The sequence below is a fragment of the Rhodobacter capsulatus genome (genome assembly GCF_052363185.1).
In the GTDB taxonomy this organism is placed as follows: Bacteria; Pseudomonadota; Alphaproteobacteria; order Rhodobacterales; family Rhodobacteraceae; genus Rhodobacter; species Rhodobacter capsulatus_E.
In genome coordinates this window covers 3,694,816-3,710,970 of sequence record NZ_CP198955.1, presented here as the reverse complement: position 1 = coordinate 3,710,970, position 16,155 = coordinate 3,694,816, and the positions used below count along the sequence as shown (strand labels likewise).

General features: G+C 65.5%; 21 protein-coding genes. 15 read left to right on the top strand and 6 right to left on the bottom strand.

The window, feature by feature from the left end; translation table 11 throughout:
* Positions 1 to 101 precede the first annotated feature (101 nt).
* The 3 genes from rpsT to mutM all read right to left on the bottom strand — a co-directional run bounded on the left by rpsT (position 102) and on the right by mutM (position 2,219).
* Entirely contained in the window at positions 102 to 368 is a 267-nt protein-coding gene (rpsT, locus tag ACTTAG_RS18255) for a 30S ribosomal protein S20 (protein WP_444463600.1), read from the bottom strand.
* 147 nt (positions 369 to 515) lie between these two features.
* Positions 516 to 1,292, bottom strand: a complete 777-nt coding sequence (locus ACTTAG_RS18250) for an enoyl-CoA hydratase (protein WP_444463599.1) — start codon at positions 1,290 to 1,292, stop codon at positions 516 to 518.
* A gap of 81 nt (positions 1,293 to 1,373) precedes the next feature.
* Positions 1,374 to 2,219 carry a bifunctional DNA-formamidopyrimidine glycosylase/DNA-(apurinic or apyrimidinic site) lyase gene (gene mutM, locus ACTTAG_RS18245; RefSeq protein ID WP_444463598.1) on the bottom strand — a complete coding sequence of 282 codons (846 nt, stop codon included), beginning with the start codon at positions 2,217 to 2,219 and terminating at the stop codon, positions 1,374 to 1,376.
* A 75-nt stretch (positions 2,220 to 2,294) separates the two neighbouring features.
* Between mutM and ubiE the strand changes: the two genes are divergently transcribed.
* Both ubiE and ubiB read left to right on the top strand, forming a co-directional pair.
* Positions 2,295 to 3,047: a bifunctional demethylmenaquinone methyltransferase/2-methoxy-6-polyprenyl-1,4-benzoquinol methylase UbiE gene (ubiE, locus tag ACTTAG_RS18240; RefSeq protein ID WP_013069227.1), complete on the top strand. Its 753-nt coding sequence runs from the start codon at positions 2,295 to 2,297 to the stop codon at positions 3,045 to 3,047.
* Position 3,048: 1 nt separating this feature from the next.
* Complete coding sequence (gene ubiB / locus ACTTAG_RS18235) at positions 3,049 to 4,572, top strand: 2-polyprenylphenol 6-hydroxylase (protein ID WP_444463597.1); 1,524 nt, start codon at positions 3,049 to 3,051, stop codon at positions 4,570 to 4,572.
* Here the strand turns inward: ubiB and ACTTAG_RS18230 are convergent, their stop codons facing one another.
* Together ACTTAG_RS18230 and ACTTAG_RS18225 are read right to left on the bottom strand one after the other, a co-directional pair.
* Positions 4,573 to 5,241, bottom strand: coding sequence for a flagellar hook capping FlgD N-terminal domain-containing protein (locus ACTTAG_RS18230; RefSeq protein ID WP_444463596.1), 669 nt, complete (start codon positions 5,239 to 5,241; stop codon positions 4,573 to 4,575).
* A gap of 11 nt (positions 5,242 to 5,252) precedes the next feature.
* Positions 5,253 to 7,556 (bottom strand): flagellar hook-length control protein FliK, encoded by a 2,304-nt coding sequence (locus tag ACTTAG_RS18225; RefSeq protein WP_444463595.1) that lies wholly within the window; start codon positions 7,554 to 7,556, stop codon positions 5,253 to 5,255.
* Between the two features lie 110 nt (positions 7,557 to 7,666).
* Between ACTTAG_RS18225 and ACTTAG_RS18220 the strand changes: the two genes are divergently transcribed.
* The 6 genes from ACTTAG_RS18220 (at position 7,667) to ACTTAG_RS18195 (ending at position 11,392) form a co-directional block, all read left to right on the top strand.
* Positions 7,667 to 7,963: a rod-binding protein gene (locus ACTTAG_RS18220; protein WP_444463594.1), complete on the top strand. Its 297-nt coding sequence runs from the start codon at positions 7,667 to 7,669 to the stop codon at positions 7,961 to 7,963.
* A complete protein-coding gene (locus ACTTAG_RS18215; RefSeq protein WP_444463593.1) occupies positions 7,953 to 8,297 on the top strand; it encodes a hypothetical protein in 345 nt (114 codons plus the stop codon). Before ACTTAG_RS18220 ends, ACTTAG_RS18215 begins: the two co-directional genes overlap by 11 nt.
* Positions 8,298 to 8,506: 209 nt before the next feature.
* Positions 8,507 to 9,697: a flagellin N-terminal helical domain-containing protein gene (locus tag ACTTAG_RS18210; RefSeq protein ID WP_444463592.1), complete on the top strand. Its 1,191-nt coding sequence runs from the start codon at positions 8,507 to 8,509 to the stop codon at positions 9,695 to 9,697.
* An 86-nt stretch (positions 9,698 to 9,783) separates the two neighbouring features.
* Positions 9,784 to 10,161 carry a flagellar biosynthesis regulator FlaF gene (flaF, locus tag ACTTAG_RS18205; protein ID WP_444463591.1) on the top strand — a complete coding sequence of 126 codons (378 nt, stop codon included), beginning with the start codon at positions 9,784 to 9,786 and terminating at the stop codon, positions 10,159 to 10,161.
* Positions 10,158 to 10,562 carry a flagellar biosynthesis repressor FlbT gene (gene flbT / locus ACTTAG_RS18200; protein ID WP_444463590.1) on the top strand — a complete coding sequence of 135 codons (405 nt, stop codon included), beginning with the start codon at positions 10,158 to 10,160 and terminating at the stop codon, positions 10,560 to 10,562. Before flaF ends, flbT begins: the two co-directional genes overlap by 4 nt.
* Positions 10,559 to 11,392, top strand: coding sequence for a DUF1217 domain-containing protein (locus tag ACTTAG_RS18195; protein ID WP_444463589.1), 834 nt, complete (start codon positions 10,559 to 10,561; stop codon positions 11,390 to 11,392). The genes flbT and ACTTAG_RS18195 overlap by 4 nt, the downstream gene beginning before the upstream one ends.
* Before the next feature lie 23 nt (positions 11,393 to 11,415).
* Here the strand turns inward: ACTTAG_RS18195 and ACTTAG_RS18190 are convergent, their stop codons facing one another.
* Positions 11,416 to 12,738, bottom strand: coding sequence for a FliI/YscN family ATPase (locus ACTTAG_RS18190; RefSeq protein ID WP_444463588.1), 1,323 nt, complete (start codon positions 12,736 to 12,738; stop codon positions 11,416 to 11,418).
* Positions 12,739 to 12,831: 93 nt separating this feature from the next.
* On the opposite strand from ACTTAG_RS18190, the gene ACTTAG_RS18185 reads away from it, so the two are divergent.
* The 7 genes from ACTTAG_RS18185 to flgA are packed head-to-tail and all read left to right on the top strand — an operon-like array spanning position 12,832 to position 16,144.
* Positions 12,832 to 13,218, top strand: coding sequence for a FlgB family protein (locus ACTTAG_RS18185; protein WP_444463587.1), 387 nt, complete (start codon positions 12,832 to 12,834; stop codon positions 13,216 to 13,218).
* Positions 13,219 to 13,220: 2 nt separating this feature from the next.
* Complete coding sequence (gene flgC, locus ACTTAG_RS18180) at positions 13,221 to 13,616, top strand: flagellar basal body rod protein FlgC (protein WP_444463586.1); 396 nt, start codon at positions 13,221 to 13,223, stop codon at positions 13,614 to 13,616.
* A gap of 23 nt (positions 13,617 to 13,639) precedes the next feature.
* The gene (gene fliE / locus ACTTAG_RS18175) at positions 13,640 to 13,936 is read left to right on the top strand and encodes a flagellar hook-basal body complex protein FliE (protein WP_444463585.1); all 297 of its coding nucleotides are present in this window, start codon (positions 13,640 to 13,642) and stop codon (positions 13,934 to 13,936) included.
* A 1-nt stretch (position 13,937) separates the two neighbouring features.
* Entirely contained in the window at positions 13,938 to 14,204 is a 267-nt protein-coding gene (locus ACTTAG_RS18170) for a flagellar biosynthetic protein FliQ (RefSeq protein WP_013069213.1), read from the top strand.
* A 3-nt stretch (positions 14,205 to 14,207) separates the two neighbouring features.
* Positions 14,208 to 14,921 (top strand): flagellar hook-basal body complex protein, encoded by a 714-nt coding sequence (locus ACTTAG_RS18165; protein WP_444463584.1) that lies wholly within the window; start codon positions 14,208 to 14,210, stop codon positions 14,919 to 14,921.
* A gap of 12 nt (positions 14,922 to 14,933) precedes the next feature.
* On the top strand, positions 14,934 to 15,719 hold the full coding sequence (gene flgG / locus ACTTAG_RS18160) for a flagellar basal-body rod protein FlgG (RefSeq protein ID WP_444463583.1): 786 nt from the start codon (positions 14,934 to 14,936) through the stop codon (positions 15,717 to 15,719).
* Positions 15,719 to 16,144: a flagellar basal body P-ring formation chaperone FlgA gene (flgA, locus tag ACTTAG_RS18155; protein WP_444463582.1), complete on the top strand. Its 426-nt coding sequence runs from the start codon at positions 15,719 to 15,721 to the stop codon at positions 16,142 to 16,144. Before flgG ends, flgA begins: the two co-directional genes overlap by 1 nt.
* Positions 16,145 to 16,155: the final 11 nt, after the last annotated feature.

The window sequence follows — 16,155 nt, the reverse complement described above, 5'->3', positions numbered from 1 at the left end:
GGGCCCGCAACACTCTTGCCATGGCATTGAAATTAAAGAAATAAAACGGCGCCCCAAAGATGGAGCGCCGTTCATGAAGATTAATTTTGCAGGCCGTGTGATCAGGCGTTCAGGGCCTTCACGCGGGCCGACAGACGCGACATCTTGCGGGCCACGGTGTTCTTGTGCAGCACGCCCTTGGTCACGCCACGCGCCATTTCCGGCTGGGCGGCTTCCAGAGCGGCCTTGGCGACACCGGCATCGCCCGAGGCGATGGCTTCTTCGACCTTGCGGATGAAGGTGCGGATGCGCGAGCGACGCGCCTTGTTGATGTCGTTGCGACGCTCGGTCTGACGCGCGCGTTTCTTGGACTGGGGCGTATTGGCCATGTTTCCCTATTCCCGGGCTGAAGCGAATGTATAGCGCAAAGCCCGGTCGTCCCAGCGAACCGGATGATTCTAGCCTGAGCGGGCTCCACGCGCATGTGACGGCGGTCCATAGGGCAAAAGGGGCGCGAAGGAAAGCCCCTTTCGGCCTTATTTGTCGGTGAATTGCGCTGGGCGTTTCGCGGCAAAGGCGGCCATGCCTTCCTTTTGATCCTCGGTCGCGAACAGCGCGTGAAACACCCGGCGTTCATAAAGCACGCCTTCGCGCAGCGTGGTTTCATAGGCGCGGTTGACGCAATCCTTCGCGACCATCGTGGCTATCGCCGATTTCGCCGCGATCTTGCGCGCGGTGGCCAGCGCCTCGGGCACCAGATCGGCCAGCGGCAGCACGCGGCTGACAAGGCCCGACCGTTCCGCCTCGGCCGCGTCCATGAAGCGGCCGGTCAGATGCATTTCCATCGACTTCGACTTGCCGACGAAGCGGGTCAGCCTTTGCGTGCCACCAATGCCCGCGACGACGCCCAGATTGATCTCGGGCTGGCCGAATTTCGCGTTCTCGGCACACAGGATGAAATCGCACATCATCGCCAGTTCGCAGCCGCCGCCCAAGGCATAGCCCGCCACCGCTGCGATGATCGGTTTGCGCGTGCGCAGGATCGCATCGCCTTCGGTGCCGAAGAAATCGAGTTTGAGCATGTCGACAAAGCTCTTGTCGGCCATTTCCTTGATGTCGGCGCCCGCGGCAAAGGCCTTGTCGGAGCCCGTCAGCACAGAGCAGCGCACCGCCGGATCGGCGTCCAGCGCGCTCAGCGCCGCGGCCAGTTCGCCCAGCAGTTGGGAATTCAGCGCATTCAGCGCCTCGGGCCGGTTCAGGCGGATCAGCGCCACGCCGTCTTCGATATCCACGATCAGGGTCTGGTAAGACATGGGATTCCCTTTGCTGGTGATGGGAAAGAGGTATCAGCCAGAGGGCGAAACTCAACCGGCCGCGGCGGAAGTGCCGCTGCGTCACCTCTGGCAGGCGGGGCAGAAATAGCTGGAGCGGCCCGATTGCACGATGCGCTTGATCGGCGTGGCGCAGGCGGGGCAGGGGGCGTCCTCGCGGTCATAGACGCGGAAGCTGTGCTGGAAATAGCCAAGCTCCCCATCCGCCTGCCGATGATCGCGCAGCGATGATCCGCCCGCCTCGATCGCCTCGGCCAGAACTTCGCGGATCAGCGGCACCAGCCCCGCCAGCCGTGCCGCCGAAATCCGGTTCGCCGCCCGGCGCGGGTCGATGCCCGCCCGGAACAGCACCTCTGACACGTAGATATTGCCGAGCCCGGCCACGACATGCTGATCCAAGAGCGCGGTCTTGATCGGGCTTTTGCGCGATTTCAGCGCCTCGACCAGATAGGCTTCGTGGAAGTCATTGCCGAAAGGCTCCGGCCCCAGCCCGGACAGCAGCCAATGCGCGGCTTCCCGGTCGGTGCGGACCAGATCCATCGCCCCGAACCGCCGCGCGTCGTTGAAGGTGACGCGGGCGCCCCCCTCCATATGCAGCACCACATGGTCATGCTTTTGCGCCGCCGGATGATCCAGGTGGAAATCGCCCAGCATCACGCCCGAGACCAGCATCCGCCCCGACATTCCCAGATGGATAAGCAGGCTCTCCCCGGTCGAAAGATCCGCCAGAATGTATTTCGAGCGCCGCCGCAGCAGCGTCACCCGCGCCCCGGTCAGCCGCTCGGCCATCTTCTCGGGCAGGGGCCAGCGCAGATCGGGGCGGTTCACCTCGGCCCGGTCGATCACCTGCCCCTCCATCGCGGGGGAAAGGCCGCGTCGGACCGTCTCGACCTCGGGCAGTTCGGGCATTTTCGCTCCTGTCGCATTGTCACCGCTGAAACCGACCCTATAAGGAGGGGGACAGTTCAGGATCGGCAAGGGCAGATGAGCACGGATCAGACCAAGACGACTCATTTCGGGTTCCAGACGGTGAACGAAGAGGCCAAGGCCGGCATGGTCCATGGCGTCTTTTCGCGTGTGGCGTCGAAATACGACATCATGAACGATCTGATGAGCATGGGCATCCATCGGATCTGGAAGAATGCGATGATGGACTGGCTGGCCCCGCGCCCCGAGCAGAAGCTGCTCGATGTGGCGGGCGGCACCGGCGATATCGCGTTCCGGTTTCTGAAACGCGCCAAGGGCTCGACCGCGACCGTCTGCGACATGACGGAATCGATGCTGATCGAGGGCCAGAAACGCGCCGATGCCGAAAACATGGCCTCGCGGCTGAACTGGGTTGTCGGCGATGCGATGGATTTGCCGTTCGAATCCAACAGCTTCGACGTTTACACGATTTCCTTCGGCATCCGGAACGTCACCCGCATTCCCGATGCGCTGAAGGAAGCCTACCGCGTTCTGAAACCGGGCGGGCGGCTGATGGTGCTGGAATTCAGCCAGATCCCGAACGATCTGATGCAGGCGGTCTATGACGCCTATTCCTTCAACGTGATCCCGGTGATGGGGCAGGTCGTGGCGAATGACCGCGACAGCTACCAATATCTGGTCGAGTCGATCCGCAAGTTCCCGAACCAGGAGCTGTTCGCCTCGATGATCCGCGAGGCGGGCTTCAGCCAGGTGAAATATCGCAACCTTTCCATGGGCATCGCGGCGCTGCACTCGGGCTGGAAGGTGTAATATGCGCGGCCCGCACAATCTGTGGCGGCTGATCCGCACGGGGGCAACCTTCGAGCGGACCGGCGCCATGCGCGTGGCGCTGGAAGCGATGGAGGCGCCGCCGCGGCTGCGTCTTGTCGCACGCATCATGGGCTGGCCGTTCAAATGGCTGGGCTATGCGGGCGATCCCGCGCTGCCGCCGGTGACGCGGGCGATCACCGCGCTGGGCCCGGCCTATATCAAGCTCGGTCAGGTGCTTTCGACCCGGCCCGATGTGGTGGGCGAGGAGCTGGCCAATCAGTTGCGGGTGCTGCAGGACCGTCTGCCGCCGTTTGACATTGCTCTGGCCAAGGCGACTTTGGCCGAGGAATACGGCCGCCCGGTCGAGGAAATTTTCTCCGAGTTTTCCGAGCCTGTCGCGGCGGCCTCGATCGCGCAGGTGCATTCGGCGCGGCTGATCGAGACCGGCGAGAAAGTCGCGGTCAAGGTGCTGCGGCCGGGCATCGAAAAGGCCTTCAAGCGCGACATCGACGCTTTCCATTTCGCCGCCGACATGATCGAGCGGCTCTCGCCCGCTTCGCGGCGGCTGCGGCCTTCGGATGTGATCAAGCATTTCGAAGACCTTGTGGCCGGGGAGCTGGATCTGCGGCTGGAAGCCGCCGCGGCGTCGCAATTCGCGGCCAATACGGAAAAGGATGCGGGCTTCCGCGTGCCCTTGCCGGTCTGGCAGCTGTCGAGCCGCCGGGTGATGGTGATCGACTGGGCCGAGGGGCTGCCGATGGGCGACCCCGAGGCGCTGAAGGCCGCGGGCCATGACGTCACCGCGATCGGCACCCGGGTGTTGCAGCTCTTCCTGTCCCACGCGCTGCGGGATGGCTATTTCCACGGCGACATGCATCAGGGCAACCTGAAGGTGGCGGAAAACGGCGACATCATCGCCTTCGATTTCGGCATCATGGGGCAGATCGACCAATATACGCGGCATGTCTATGCGGAAATCCTGATGGGCTTCATCCATCGCGATTACCGCCGCGTCGCCGAGGTGCATTTCGAAGCGGGCTATATCCCCCCCGATCAGGACGTGGTGCAATTCGCCCTTGCCCTGCGGGCGGTGGGCGAGCCGATCTTCGGGATGAATGCGAAACAGATCTCGATGGCGCGGCTGCTGGCCTATCTGTTCGAGGTCACGGAACGGTTCGGGATGGCGACGCGGACCGAGCTGATCTTGCTGCAGCGCACGATGGTGGTGGTCGAAGGGGTGGCGCGCTCGCTCAACCCCGGGATCAACATGTGGGAAACCGCGAAGCCGGTGGTGGAAAGCTACATCCGCGAGAATGTCGGCCCGCGCGGAATCCTGCGCGATCTGACCCGCACGGCGCGGGTGCTGGGCCGGTTCGGGCCGCAGCTGCCCGAGCTGATGCAAAAGGCGCTGGAACGGCAGGTGCAGCCCGAGGAAAAGCCCGAGCCGAAAGCGGCTCAGGCGCTGGGCGCGGTCAGTGCGGTTCTGATCCTGGCGGCCGGTGTGGCGCTGGGCCTGCTGATCTGATCAGTCGCCCTCGCGCAGCGCCGAGATCGATCCGGTCGAGATCGTGCTGCCGCCTGCCAGAACCAGAACGGCCCCGTCGCTGGTGCCCTGGGCTTCGACGACCCGGTTGTAGGTCTCGACCGGGTCGGTCGACAGCAGGGTGCCGTTGTTGTAGCTTTCCAGCTCGAAACTGTAGAGTCCGGCGGGCAGGGGATTGCCCTCCGCATCGGTGCCGTTCCATTCGATCGAATCCGCCGATACCGGGATATTGTAGCGCGACACTTCGGTGCCGTCGGCATTGCTGACCACCACCGTGGTCTCTGTCGCGCCGATCACCGGATTCGGCGAAATCGTCACCGGGTTCGTGCCGTCATAATAGCCGGGCGATTCGGAGCGGGCCTCCATGCCCACCCAATTGGCATATTCGCTCATCCCCATCACGCCCATCTGCGTGGCAAGGCTGGTCAGCAGGTCGTTCGTCTTCACCTGCTGTTCCACCTGCGAAAAGGTGGCCAGCTGCACCGCGTAATCGGCGCTGTCCATCGGGCTGGTGGGGTCCTGGTTCGTCATCTGTGTCGTCAGAAGCGTCAGGAACATCTGGTAGTCGGAACTGATGCTGGTGGCCGCCGTGGAGGAGCTGCGCGAGTTGCTTGCGCTGGCGGCGGTGGTGGCGGAGGTGACGGTGGTCATGGGGCTCTCTTTCAAATTCTCAGGTCAAGCCCGCCCGAAGCGGTGCGGGGCGAGGATTGCAGGGCGAGGGACGCGGTGTCGAACCGCGCGATGGAGTCGCGCTCGGTCGGGGCGGGCTGCCGGGCCGATTCGGCGGCGGCCTGCTCCTGCGCGGAGGGCCGCCGGTCGGTCTGCTGGCCGAAGTCGAAGTCGATGTTCGCATAGCCCATGTCGCGGAAGTCGCGGGCCAGGCTGTCGATGTTGCGGCGCATCAGATCCAGCGTTTCCGGGCGTTCGGCCTGAACCGTGACGGTGATGCTGCCGTCGCTGCTGTTCAGCGTCATCCGCACCTTGCCAAGTTCCTCGGGCGAGAGCGTCAGCTCGACCGTGCGGTTTCCGGCATCGGCGAGAGCTTGCGACATCTGATGGGCGATCGCATGCGGGCTGGCCGCCCGGGTCGCGCCCGCCGCCGCCTCGCCGCCGCCCGGAAGATGGGCCGGGCGCTCCGGGCCCCCGGTTGCGGTGAAGGAGAGCGGCCCGCCCGTGGTCGCCGGGGCCGGGCTTTCCAATGTGCCGGACGCGGGTGTCGGCACGGCCTCCGCCGTCTTGACCGCCGTGTCGGTGACCGTCGCTTGCGGTCCCGGATCCGCCCGATCCCGGACCGTCATCGCCTCGGGGCCCTCGCGCCAGCGTGCGGCACGCGCCGGGGCTTCGGTCTCCGGGCTGGTCCCGGGGGCCGTTCCGGCCGGCGGCATCGTGACGACCGCGGCCGTTCCTGTCGCCTGCGCCGCGGCGACCGGGGCAGCCCCCGGCTGCGGCGGCGCCGTGACGGGGGCCGCGACGGGGGCCGTGAGGGGGGCCGTGAGGGGGGCCGTGACGGGGGCCGCGGTTGCGGCTTTGTCCGGCGCCGGCGTCGTGCTGGCTGTGGGCGTGGTGGTCGGGGCCGGTTCCGCCGAATCCGCATCGGTCTCGACGGGCTCGGCCGCCAGCGCCGCCCGGATCCGCGATTCGGCCAGAGACCCCTGTGCCGCGGGCACAGCCCCGGCCGGGCTTTCGTTCGCGGGCTGCCGGACCGGAAGGACCGAAACCTGTACCGGTGTGGCCAGAGGCGTGGCGGGCGTGCTGGTCGTCCGGGCCACCGCGGCCGATGGCGCGGGGCTTTCGACGAGCCCGCTGTTTGCGGCCGGAGGGGGCGGAGCGAAAGCGATCCGAGCGGCTTCGGCGCTTTGCAGCGGTTCCGGGCCAGGCGTCTGCGCCGTCCCTGCGCCGGTCGCGCCCCGATCGGCTGCCGCGCCGGTGACCGCTGCGGCAGAGGATGCGGCGGGGGCAGACACGGCGCTGGCAGGCACCGAGGTAGCAGATACGGAGGTGGCAGATACGGAGGTAGCAGATTCGGCGGGGGGCAGTTGCGCGGGGGCCATCCCCCCGGCCGTCGCGGCAAGAGGCGCGATCGGGCTGCGGGCGGGGTCCTCTGGCGCCTTGGTCGCCGGGAGGGGCGAGGACGGCTTCGTGCCAGTCTCGGCCGTTTCGGCGCCAAGCGCCGGGCGGGAGGGTGACTTTTCCGTCACGCCAAGGGCTGCAAGCTGTTGCGGCTCCGCTCGGAGAAAGGCGGTTTCGCTGTCTGCGGCCCGCGGCGATGTCGCGACGGCCTCGGTCTGCGCCACCTTTGCCCCGGCATCCGCCGCGCCCGGGGGCGCGAAGGCCGCCGCGGGCGTCATGCCGAAGGGCGCAAGTGGCTGCACCGCGGGGGTTTCCGTCCCGGCGCGCTGTGTCGCGGGGGCGGTTTTGTCGGCCGGGTCGGTGGCTTCGAGGGGCGCATCGCCCGTTTGCGCCTCTGCCGCAGTATCTTTCGGCAGCCGGTCTGCGGGGGGCGTCAATTGATCGACAGATGCGGATTCCGCCACCGGGAACCGGACGTCCCGCGGCGGCAGGGCCGGTCCGTCCGGCGGTCTGGCCGTTTCCGCGGCGAGGATCGGTTCCGGACGCGGGGGAACGCTGTCGCCCGAGCCCGTGGCGGTTTCCGGCGCAGCAGCCAGGCTGAAGTGCATATTGGCCGCGACCGTCGCCTCGACCACGGGCCGGGCGAGATCCTGCGCGCCCGGGGCGATTTCGAAGCTGAGGAAACCCTGCGCGGCACTCTGCGGTGTCGCGAAGGGCTCCGGGGTAGGCTCCGGGAGGGCCGCGGAGAGAGGGGGCGATTCGGCCAGGATCGTGGCGAAGGCCTCTTCCCCTTCGGGCGGAAGATGCGCCTCGGCGGCCGTGGCTGGGCCACCCCCCTCCGCCGGGGACATCGGGGAAAGGAACGAGATCTGGTCCGAGAGAGCGAGTGTTTTCATGACCTCACGACTTCTGCCTGTGACCCGCTCAGAATGGCAGCAGGAGGTTACTGCTTCTTTACCTCGTTGTGGGAGAACAAAACGAAATCGGTTCAATTGGAGCGATTCCCATGGAAATCCGGCCTCTCGCGGCCACTGCCCCCTCTGCTGCCCCCGGGCGCAAGGCGGATGAAGAAAACGTGCTGCGTCTGAAGGCGCAGGAGCTCGAGGCCAGCTTTCTGGCCGAGATGCTGAAACATACCGGCCTTGGCAAGATGCAGGACGGGTTCAACGGCGGCGTGGGAGAGGAACAGTTCGGCTCGTTCCTCGTCGACGAATACGCCCGCATGATGGTCAAGTCCGGTGGCATCGGTCTTGCCGAAAGCATTTTCCAGTCGCTGCAGAAAGGAGCGGAGCATGCAGAATGAAACCGAGGACCGGATCGCCCGGCTGATCGACCTGTTGCGCCTCGAAAAGGATGTGATCCGCAATGCGGAGTTCGCGGCGCTGCCGGATCTGGTCGCCCGCAAGGAAGCCTTGATGGAGGAGCTGAAGGGCACGCCGGCCCGGCTGCTGCTTGGGGCGCAGGAAATGGCGATCGAGAACCAGCGCCTGCTCGATGCGGCGATCAAGGGGGTGCGGTCGGTGCAGGCGCGTCTGGCCGAGATCCGCGAGGCCTCGAAAAGCTACACGAGCTACGATCAGCACGGAAAGGCCCGCAAGATCAGCCCCGAGGGCGGCTCGGTCGAGCGGCGGGCGTAAACCATTCTTCGAAAATCCGAACTATCGAAGGCCGTCCGAAAGGGCGGCCTTAGCATTTCATTAGGTCTTCACATGCCAAGGTTCCCCTGCATCCCGAGGGGTGGCGCGGCAAGGCAGCGATGCTTCCGCATGGGTCAGAAAGCCGTAGGCGCCGTTTTACCGACGGCAAGTGAAACCCGGCGCAAAGCGCCAAAGACGAAGGACCAGCCATGTCCAGCATCAATACCAACACCAGCGCTATGGTTGCGCTGCAGACCCTCAAAGGCATCAACTCGAACCTGGCCAAGACCCAGTCGGAAATCTCGACCGGCAAGACCGTCTCTTCGGCCAAGGACAATTCGGCCGTCTGGGCGATCTCGAAAGTGATGGAATCGGACGTCAGCGGCTTCGAATCCGTCTCGACCAGCCTCGCCACCGGCCAGTCGATGGTGTCGGTTGCCCGGACCGCCGTGGAATCGATCACCGAAGACCTGAAGACGATCAAGGAAAAGATCGTTGCGGCGCAGGACCCTTCGGCCGACACCGGCAAACTCGACAACGAGATCAGCGAACTTGTCAGCATGATCGAATCGAAGATCAGCGGTGCCCAGTTCAACGGCGTCAACCTGATCAACGCGGCGGGCAACGAAACGATCCTCGGCTCGCTCGACCGGTCGGGCAACACCGTCACGACCAACACGATCAACATTGCCCGTCAGGACATGAGCACCGCCGCCACCACGGTCGCGACCGGTGCTGTTGCGGCCGGTGCGAACGCGTCGAGCTTTGCCCCGGCCGGGACGAACAAGGGCGCCTCGGCCATTGCCGCGGGATCGCAGGAAGGTTTTGCGCTTTCCGGCATGGCTGCGGGCGAAACCGTGACCCTGGCGATCGGGGATCGCAGCTTCAGCTACACTGTCTCGCAGGCCGATGTCGACTCGGGCTCGGACGTGAACGAAGTTGCCACCGCGAACCTCTACAGCCAGGTGATGGACGCCGGGATGAGCGGGATCACCGCGACGTTCACCGCGGGCAGCGCTGACCTGACGATCAAAGTCGACGCCGCCAACACGCTCGGCGCCAACATGAGCGTCGCGATCAACGCGGCGGGCTCGGGTCCGCTGGCGGGTCTGAACGGCTTCACCTCGTCCAACACCGTGGCCGAGATCGAGTCGATGATCAACGGGGCGATCGACGCCGCCGCGGCCTTCGGTGCTGTCGAATCGCGGATCGAAAGCCAGGCCAGCTTCGTCAGCGATCTGGGCGATGCTCTGAAAAACGGGATCGGCGCGCTGGTCGACGCCGACATGGAAGAGGCCTCGGCCCGTCTGCAGGCGCTGCAGACCCAGCAGCAGCTCGGCATCCAGTCGCTGTCGATCGCCAACCAGCAGCCGCAGTCGATCCTGTCGCTCTTCAAGTAATGACTTTCGGGGGGCGCCCGGACGGCGCCCCCTCTTCGCGCGGCAAAGCCGCGATCTGACCCCTCTCGCCACTGGAAGGTATTCCTGTGAACGCCACGATTCTGGCCAAAACGGCCTATGCAAACCCCGGTCAGCCCACCCGCACCCTGCGCGGCACCGAATACGAGATATTCGCGCGTGTGACGCACCGTCTGAAACAGGCGGCAGGTCTGGAAAAGTCCAACTTCCCCGCGCTTGTGCGCGCCCTTTACGACAATCGTCGTCTCTGGACGACCCTTGCGGTCGATGTCGCCCTGCCCGACAACGAACTTCCCGAAACGCTCCGGGCCCGCATCTTCTATCTCAATCAGTTCACGCAGGCCCACAGCGCCAAGGTGCTCAAGGGCGAAGCTGCCGTCGACGTTCTCGTCGACATCAACACCGCCATCATGCGCGGCCTGCGCCGGGAGGGCGGTGCGCAATGACCGGTCTCGTCCTGAAACTTGCGCCCAAGGAGCGTGTCCTGATCAATGGCGCCGTGATCGAAAACGGCGACCGTCGTTCCCGTCTGGCGATCATGACGCCCAATGCGCATATCCTGCGCCTGCGCGATGCGATCCACCCCGAGGAGGTCAACACGCCGGTGCGGCGGGTTTGCTACATCGCGCAGCTCGTGCTCTCGGGGGACGCCGATCCGGTGGATGCGCGGATGCAGCTGCTGCGCGGGATCGAGCAGCTCAGCCAGGTCCTGACTGATCATGACAGCCGGTCGCATCTGACCCAGGCCACCGCGTCCGTGCTTGAAGATCAGCATTATCAGGCGCTGAAATCCCTGCGCGCGCTTCTGCCAAGGGAGGAGCGGCTTCTCGCCGCCGGCCACGCATGAGCTACACGCCGGTCATTCCGGCCAGCGGTTATGCGGGCTGGAAGCTCCTGAACCGCACCATGGAGAAGCAGAAGGCGGCCTTCGTCGCCTCTGCCGAACTCAAGCGCGACGAAGACTATTTCCGCGCCAAGATCGGCTCGATCACCTCGGCCGAGGATCTTGTCGCCGATCGCCGTCTTCTGAAAGTTGCGCTCGGCGCTTTCGGGCTTGGCTCCGACATCAACAACAAGTTCTTCATCCGCAAGGTTCTGGAAACCGCCGCGGATGACAAGACCGGTCTTGCCAACAAGCTGGCCGACAAGACCTATCTGAAACTGGCCACGGCTTTCGGCTTCGGCGAATCGGGTACGCCCCGCACGCAGACAAGCGGTTTTGCCGACGATATCCTGGCAAAATACGAGACCCGGCAGTTCGAGGCTGCGGTCGGCGAAAGCGACGAGAGCTATCGGCTTGCGATGGCGGCGCAGCGTGACCTGGGCGAACTGGCCGCCTCCTCCAGCACCAACAATGCGAAATGGTATTCGGTGATCGGTTCGAAGTCGCTCAGCACGGTGATGCGGACCGCCCTCGGGCTGCCCGAGAGCGTCGGATCGCTCGATGTCGATCAGCAGCTCGTGATCTATACCCAGAAGGCGAAATCGGTGCTGGGCAGCACCGATTTTTCGATGTTTTCGGATAGTGCGGTGATGGAGAAGACCGTGCGGCTCTACCTTGTGCGGTCGCAGATCGACACGAATGCCACGACCGCCTCTGGCAGTATCGCCCTGCAACTGCTCCAATCCGGATCGTCCGGATATTCCGGCGCCTCCCTGCTGTCGAAGCTCGTCTGACCGGGCCCCCGTCCAGGTGCCGCTCAGCCGGCGGGCGCAAGGGCGGCGGTCAGGCGCTTGAAGCTTGCCCGGGTGCCATCCGCCGCATCCCGCGCCAAAAACGCATCCAGCGTCGGCCAGACCTTGATCGCGGCATCGATCACCGGATCGCTTCCCGCCGCGTAGAGGCCCGCCTGAATCATCATCTCGGCCCGGTCATAGGCGCCAAGCAACTTGCGTGCCCGTGCGATCAGATCGTTTTCGGCCGGGCTGGCCGCATCGGGAAGCGAGCGCGACACCGACCGCAGCAGGTCGATCGCCGGAAAGCGGCCGCGCTCGGCGATGGCGCGATCCAGCACCACATGGCCGTCAAGCGTGCCGCGCAGGATGTCGGCCACCGGCTCCTCCATGTCGGAGCCGGCAACCAGGACCGAGAACACCGCGGTGATATCCCCCGCGCCCTCCATCCCGGGGCCGGAGCGTTCGGCGAGGGACATGATCTGATGCGAGGTCGAGGGCGGATAGCCGCGCAGGCTGGGGGGTTCCCCCGCCGCCAGCGCCACCTCGCGATGGGCTTCGGCAAAGCGGGTCACGCTGTCGGCCAGAAACAGCACATGCTTGCCCTGATCGCGGAAATATTCGGCCACGGTCATCGCGGCCCAGCCGCAGCGGCGGCGCACCAGCGGCGACTGATCCGAGGTGGCGGCCACGATCACCGAACGGGCCATGCCCTCGGGGCCGAGGGTTTTCTCGACGAATTCGCGCAATTCCCGCCCGCGTTCGCCAATCAGGGCGATGACGACGACATCGGCCGCGACACCGCGGGCGAATTTCGCCAGCAGCGAGGATTTGCCTACCCCGGAGCCGGCAAAAAGACCGATGCGCTGGCCACGCACCAGGGGCCAAAGGGTGTTGAACGCGTCCAGACCCGTCTCCACGCGGTCGCCCAGGCGTCGCCGGAAGGCGGCGGGCGGGGGGGAGGCGCGGATATTGCGCTCGGCCCCGCCGCGCAGCAGCGGGCGGCCGTCGAGCGGTCGGCCGAACGGATCGACGATGCGGCCGATCCAGCTGTCATCCGGGGCGATGCCGGTCTGGCCCAGCACCTCGACCCGGTCGCCGATGGCGACGCCCTCGACCGCGCAATCGGCCAGCAGCGTCACCGCCCCCCGGCGCAGCGCGATCACCTCGGCACCGAAGACCGGACCGGACTGGGCATGGATTCGCGCCCGGTCGCCCAGCGCCGCCCGCGCCGTCAGGCCGCTGACCTCGATCGTGCCCTTGCCCACTTCGAAAACCCGCCCGACGGGGTGCACCGCCCCCACATCCGCGATTTCCGCCTGCAGCCGTTCGAGTCCGTTCAACGCCATTCTGGCCCCCGTGTGTTCGAGTCGGTGTTCTCGAAACGTTTTCTAAACGATTCTCTCTTAAGCCTTGGTTGATAGCTCGGAGGAGAAACCCCGATGTTCGAAAAACTCGAAGTCTTCCAGATGTCGCAGGCCATGGCCCGCCATGCTGCCCTGCGTGAAGGGGCGATTGCGACCAATATCGCCAATGCCGACACCCCCGGGTATCGGGGCAAGGATGTCGTGTCCTTTGCCGACAGTTACCGGACGGAACATGCCCAGCCGATGCGGGCGACCCGGTCCGGCCATATCGGTGGCACCGGCTCCTATGCGGTCTCGGTGATCGACGATCCGGCCCCCGATTCCACCTCGCCCGATGGCAACGGCGTTTCGATCGAAGACCAGATGGTCAAGGCGGTCGATGTCAAACGGCAGCACGACCGGGCGCTTGCGATCTACAAATCCTCCCTCAACGTGCTGCGCGCCAGCCTTGGCCGAGGCTGATCATGGGCGATTTCACCTCTACCCTTTCGGTTTCCGCTTCCGGCCTGAAGGCGCAATCCATGCGTCTGCGCCACGTTTCGGAGAATATCGCCAATGCCGATACCCCCGGCTACCACCGCAAGGTGGTGCGCTTCGAGGAGTTGGCGGCGCAAAAGGATGGCGGGGCAACCGGGGTCACGCTCGGTCCTGTCGAACTCGACCAGAAGGAACTGACCAAGATCTACGATCCGGGCAGCCCGCTGGCCGACCAGAACGGCTACTACGACGGCTCGAATGTCGATCTGGTGGTCGAAATCGCAGACGCGCGTGAAGCGCAGCGCAGCTACGAGGCGAACCTCAGAATGTTCGATCAGACCCGGCAGATGTCGTCGGCGCTGATGGAGCTGCTGCGTCGTTGAAACCCTGAAGAAGGAGGTCCAGAATGGACATCAAGACTTCTGTCGCCGCACAAGGCTATGCACGGGCGCGTTCGGCCGCGCCGTCCCTTTCGGAAAGCGCCGTTTCAGATCAGGGCGGCGGGCTGGGCAAGGTCGCCTCGAGCTTCCTTGAAACCCTGCAGCAAAGCGAGGAAACCTCGAAGGCCGCCATGCTCGGCAATGCCGATCCGCATACGCTGGTGCAGGCGCTCGCCCAGACCGAACTTGCGGTCGAGACCGCGGTGACGGTGCGCAACAAGGTCGTCGAGGCCTATCAGGAAATCCTCCGGATGCCGGTGTGAGATGCCCGATCTCGTCTTTTTCGACGCGATGCGGGAAGGCCTCTGGATAGCCGTGATGATCTCGGCGCCGATGCTCGTCGTGGCACTGGTCGCCGGGGTCGCCATCGGCCTTTTCCAGGCGCTCACCTCGGTTCAGGAAATGACGCTGACCTTCGTTCCGAAAGTGGGGGCCATGCTGGTCGTCTACTGGGTGTCGATGTCCTTCATGTCCGAAACCCTCGTCGATTTCTTCACCTCGGGGATCATCCCGCTCATCGTCGGAAGCTGAGCCATGGACAACACGATCTATGCCGCCCTGTCGCGCCAATCCGGCCTGATGCGCGAAATGCAGGTGGTGGCCAACAACATGGCCAACATCAACACCACCGGCTTCCGCCGCGAGGGGGTGGTGTTCTCGGAATATGTCGATTCGCTTGAAGGTGACGAGGCCTCGCTCTCGCTGGCCTTTGCCAGCGGTCGCACCATCGACTTCGACGACGGCCCGATTGCCGCGACCGGCAGCCCGCTCGATTTCGCGATCCAGGGCAAGGGCTTCTTCATGATCGAGACGCCCGAGGGCAACCAGCTGACCCGGGCGGGCAGCTTCCTGCGCTCCGCCGCGGGCGAACTCGTCACGCCCGAGGGGTTTCGCGTGCTCGACAACGGCGGCTCGCCGATCTTCCTGCCCGCGGACCAGGGCGCGATCGCCGTTGCCGAAGACGGGACGCTCTCTGCCAAGGGCCAGCCGCTGGCGCAGCTCGGTCTTTACGAACCGCAGAATGCCACCTCGATCAGCCTGCAGGCGGGCACCCGTTTCGCCGTGCCCGAGGGCACCGTCCCCGCCGAGAATGCCAAGGTCATGCAGGGCGTTGTCGAACAGTCGAACGTCGATCCGGTGGCCGAAGTCGCCCGGATGGTCGAAGTGCAGCGGGCCTATGAACTGGGCCAGAAGTTCCTCGACCGCGAGGATGAACGGATTCGCAGCGTCATCTCGACGTTGAAGTAAAGGAGACCTCCGATGCGCGCCCTCCAGATCGCCGCCTCCGGGATGAGCGCCCAGCAGATGCGGGTCGAAGTCATCTCGAACAACCTCGCCAACATGTCGACCACGGGCTACAACGCCCGCCGCGCCGAATTCGCCGATCTGATGTATCAGCAGGCGACCCGTCCCGGCACGATCACCGCCAACGACGGCACCATCGTGCCCGCCGGGGTGCAGATCGGTCTGGGCGTGCGACCGACCGCGGTCAGCATCAACCTGGCCCAGGGCTCGCTGGCGGCCACCGGCGGCGATCTCGACCTGGCGATCGACGGCTATGGTTTCTTCGAGGTGACCCTGCCCTCGGGCGCCTCGGCCTATACCCGGGACGGCGGGTTCAAACGGTCGGCCGATGGCCAGATCGTCACCTCCGACGGTTTTCCGCTGGTGCCCGGCGTCACCATTCCCGACGACGCCACGACCATCGCGATCAACGCGGCGGGCGAGGTCTATGCCTATTTCAACAACCAGGTGCAGCCGCAGCTTCTGGGCCAGGTCACCATGGCCGGATTCACCAACGAAAAGGGCCTCGAGGCGATCGGGTCGAACCTGTTTCTGGAAACCGAGGCCTCGGGGGCGCCCACCGTGGGGACGCCCGGAACAGAGGGTCTTGGGGTGATCAAGCAGGGCTATCTGGAGGAAAGCTCGGTCGATGCGGTGCGAGAGATCACCGAACTGATCAAGGCGCAACGCGGCTACGAGATGAACGCGAAGGTGATCACCGCCGTCGACGAGATGCTGCAAGCGACGACACAGGTGCGCTGATGATCCGTCCCGCCCTTGCCCTTGTGCTGTGCGTGCTGCCCGCCCTTGCCGAGGCCGGTTCGGTCGTCGCCGCGCGGACCCTGCGGGCGCAGACCGTGATCACCGAAGCGGATCTGGCGATCTCCGAAGACGACGTGCCCGGCGCGCTGAGCGATCCGATGGCGGCCATCGGTCTTGAAACCCGGACCGCGATCTATCCGCAACAGCCGATCAGCGCCGGAGATCTGGCGCCGCCCGCGCTGATCGAGCGCAACCAGATGGTGCAGCTCGCCTATCGCGACGGCAGCCTGTCGATCCTCACCGAGGGCCGGGCGCTGGATCGCGGCGCGGTGGGCGACACGATCCGGGTGATGAATGTCACCTCCAAGGCGACCCTTTACGCCCTGCTCGGCGCCGATGGCGTCGCCTATGTCCAACCTCACTGAAAGCCGGTCTC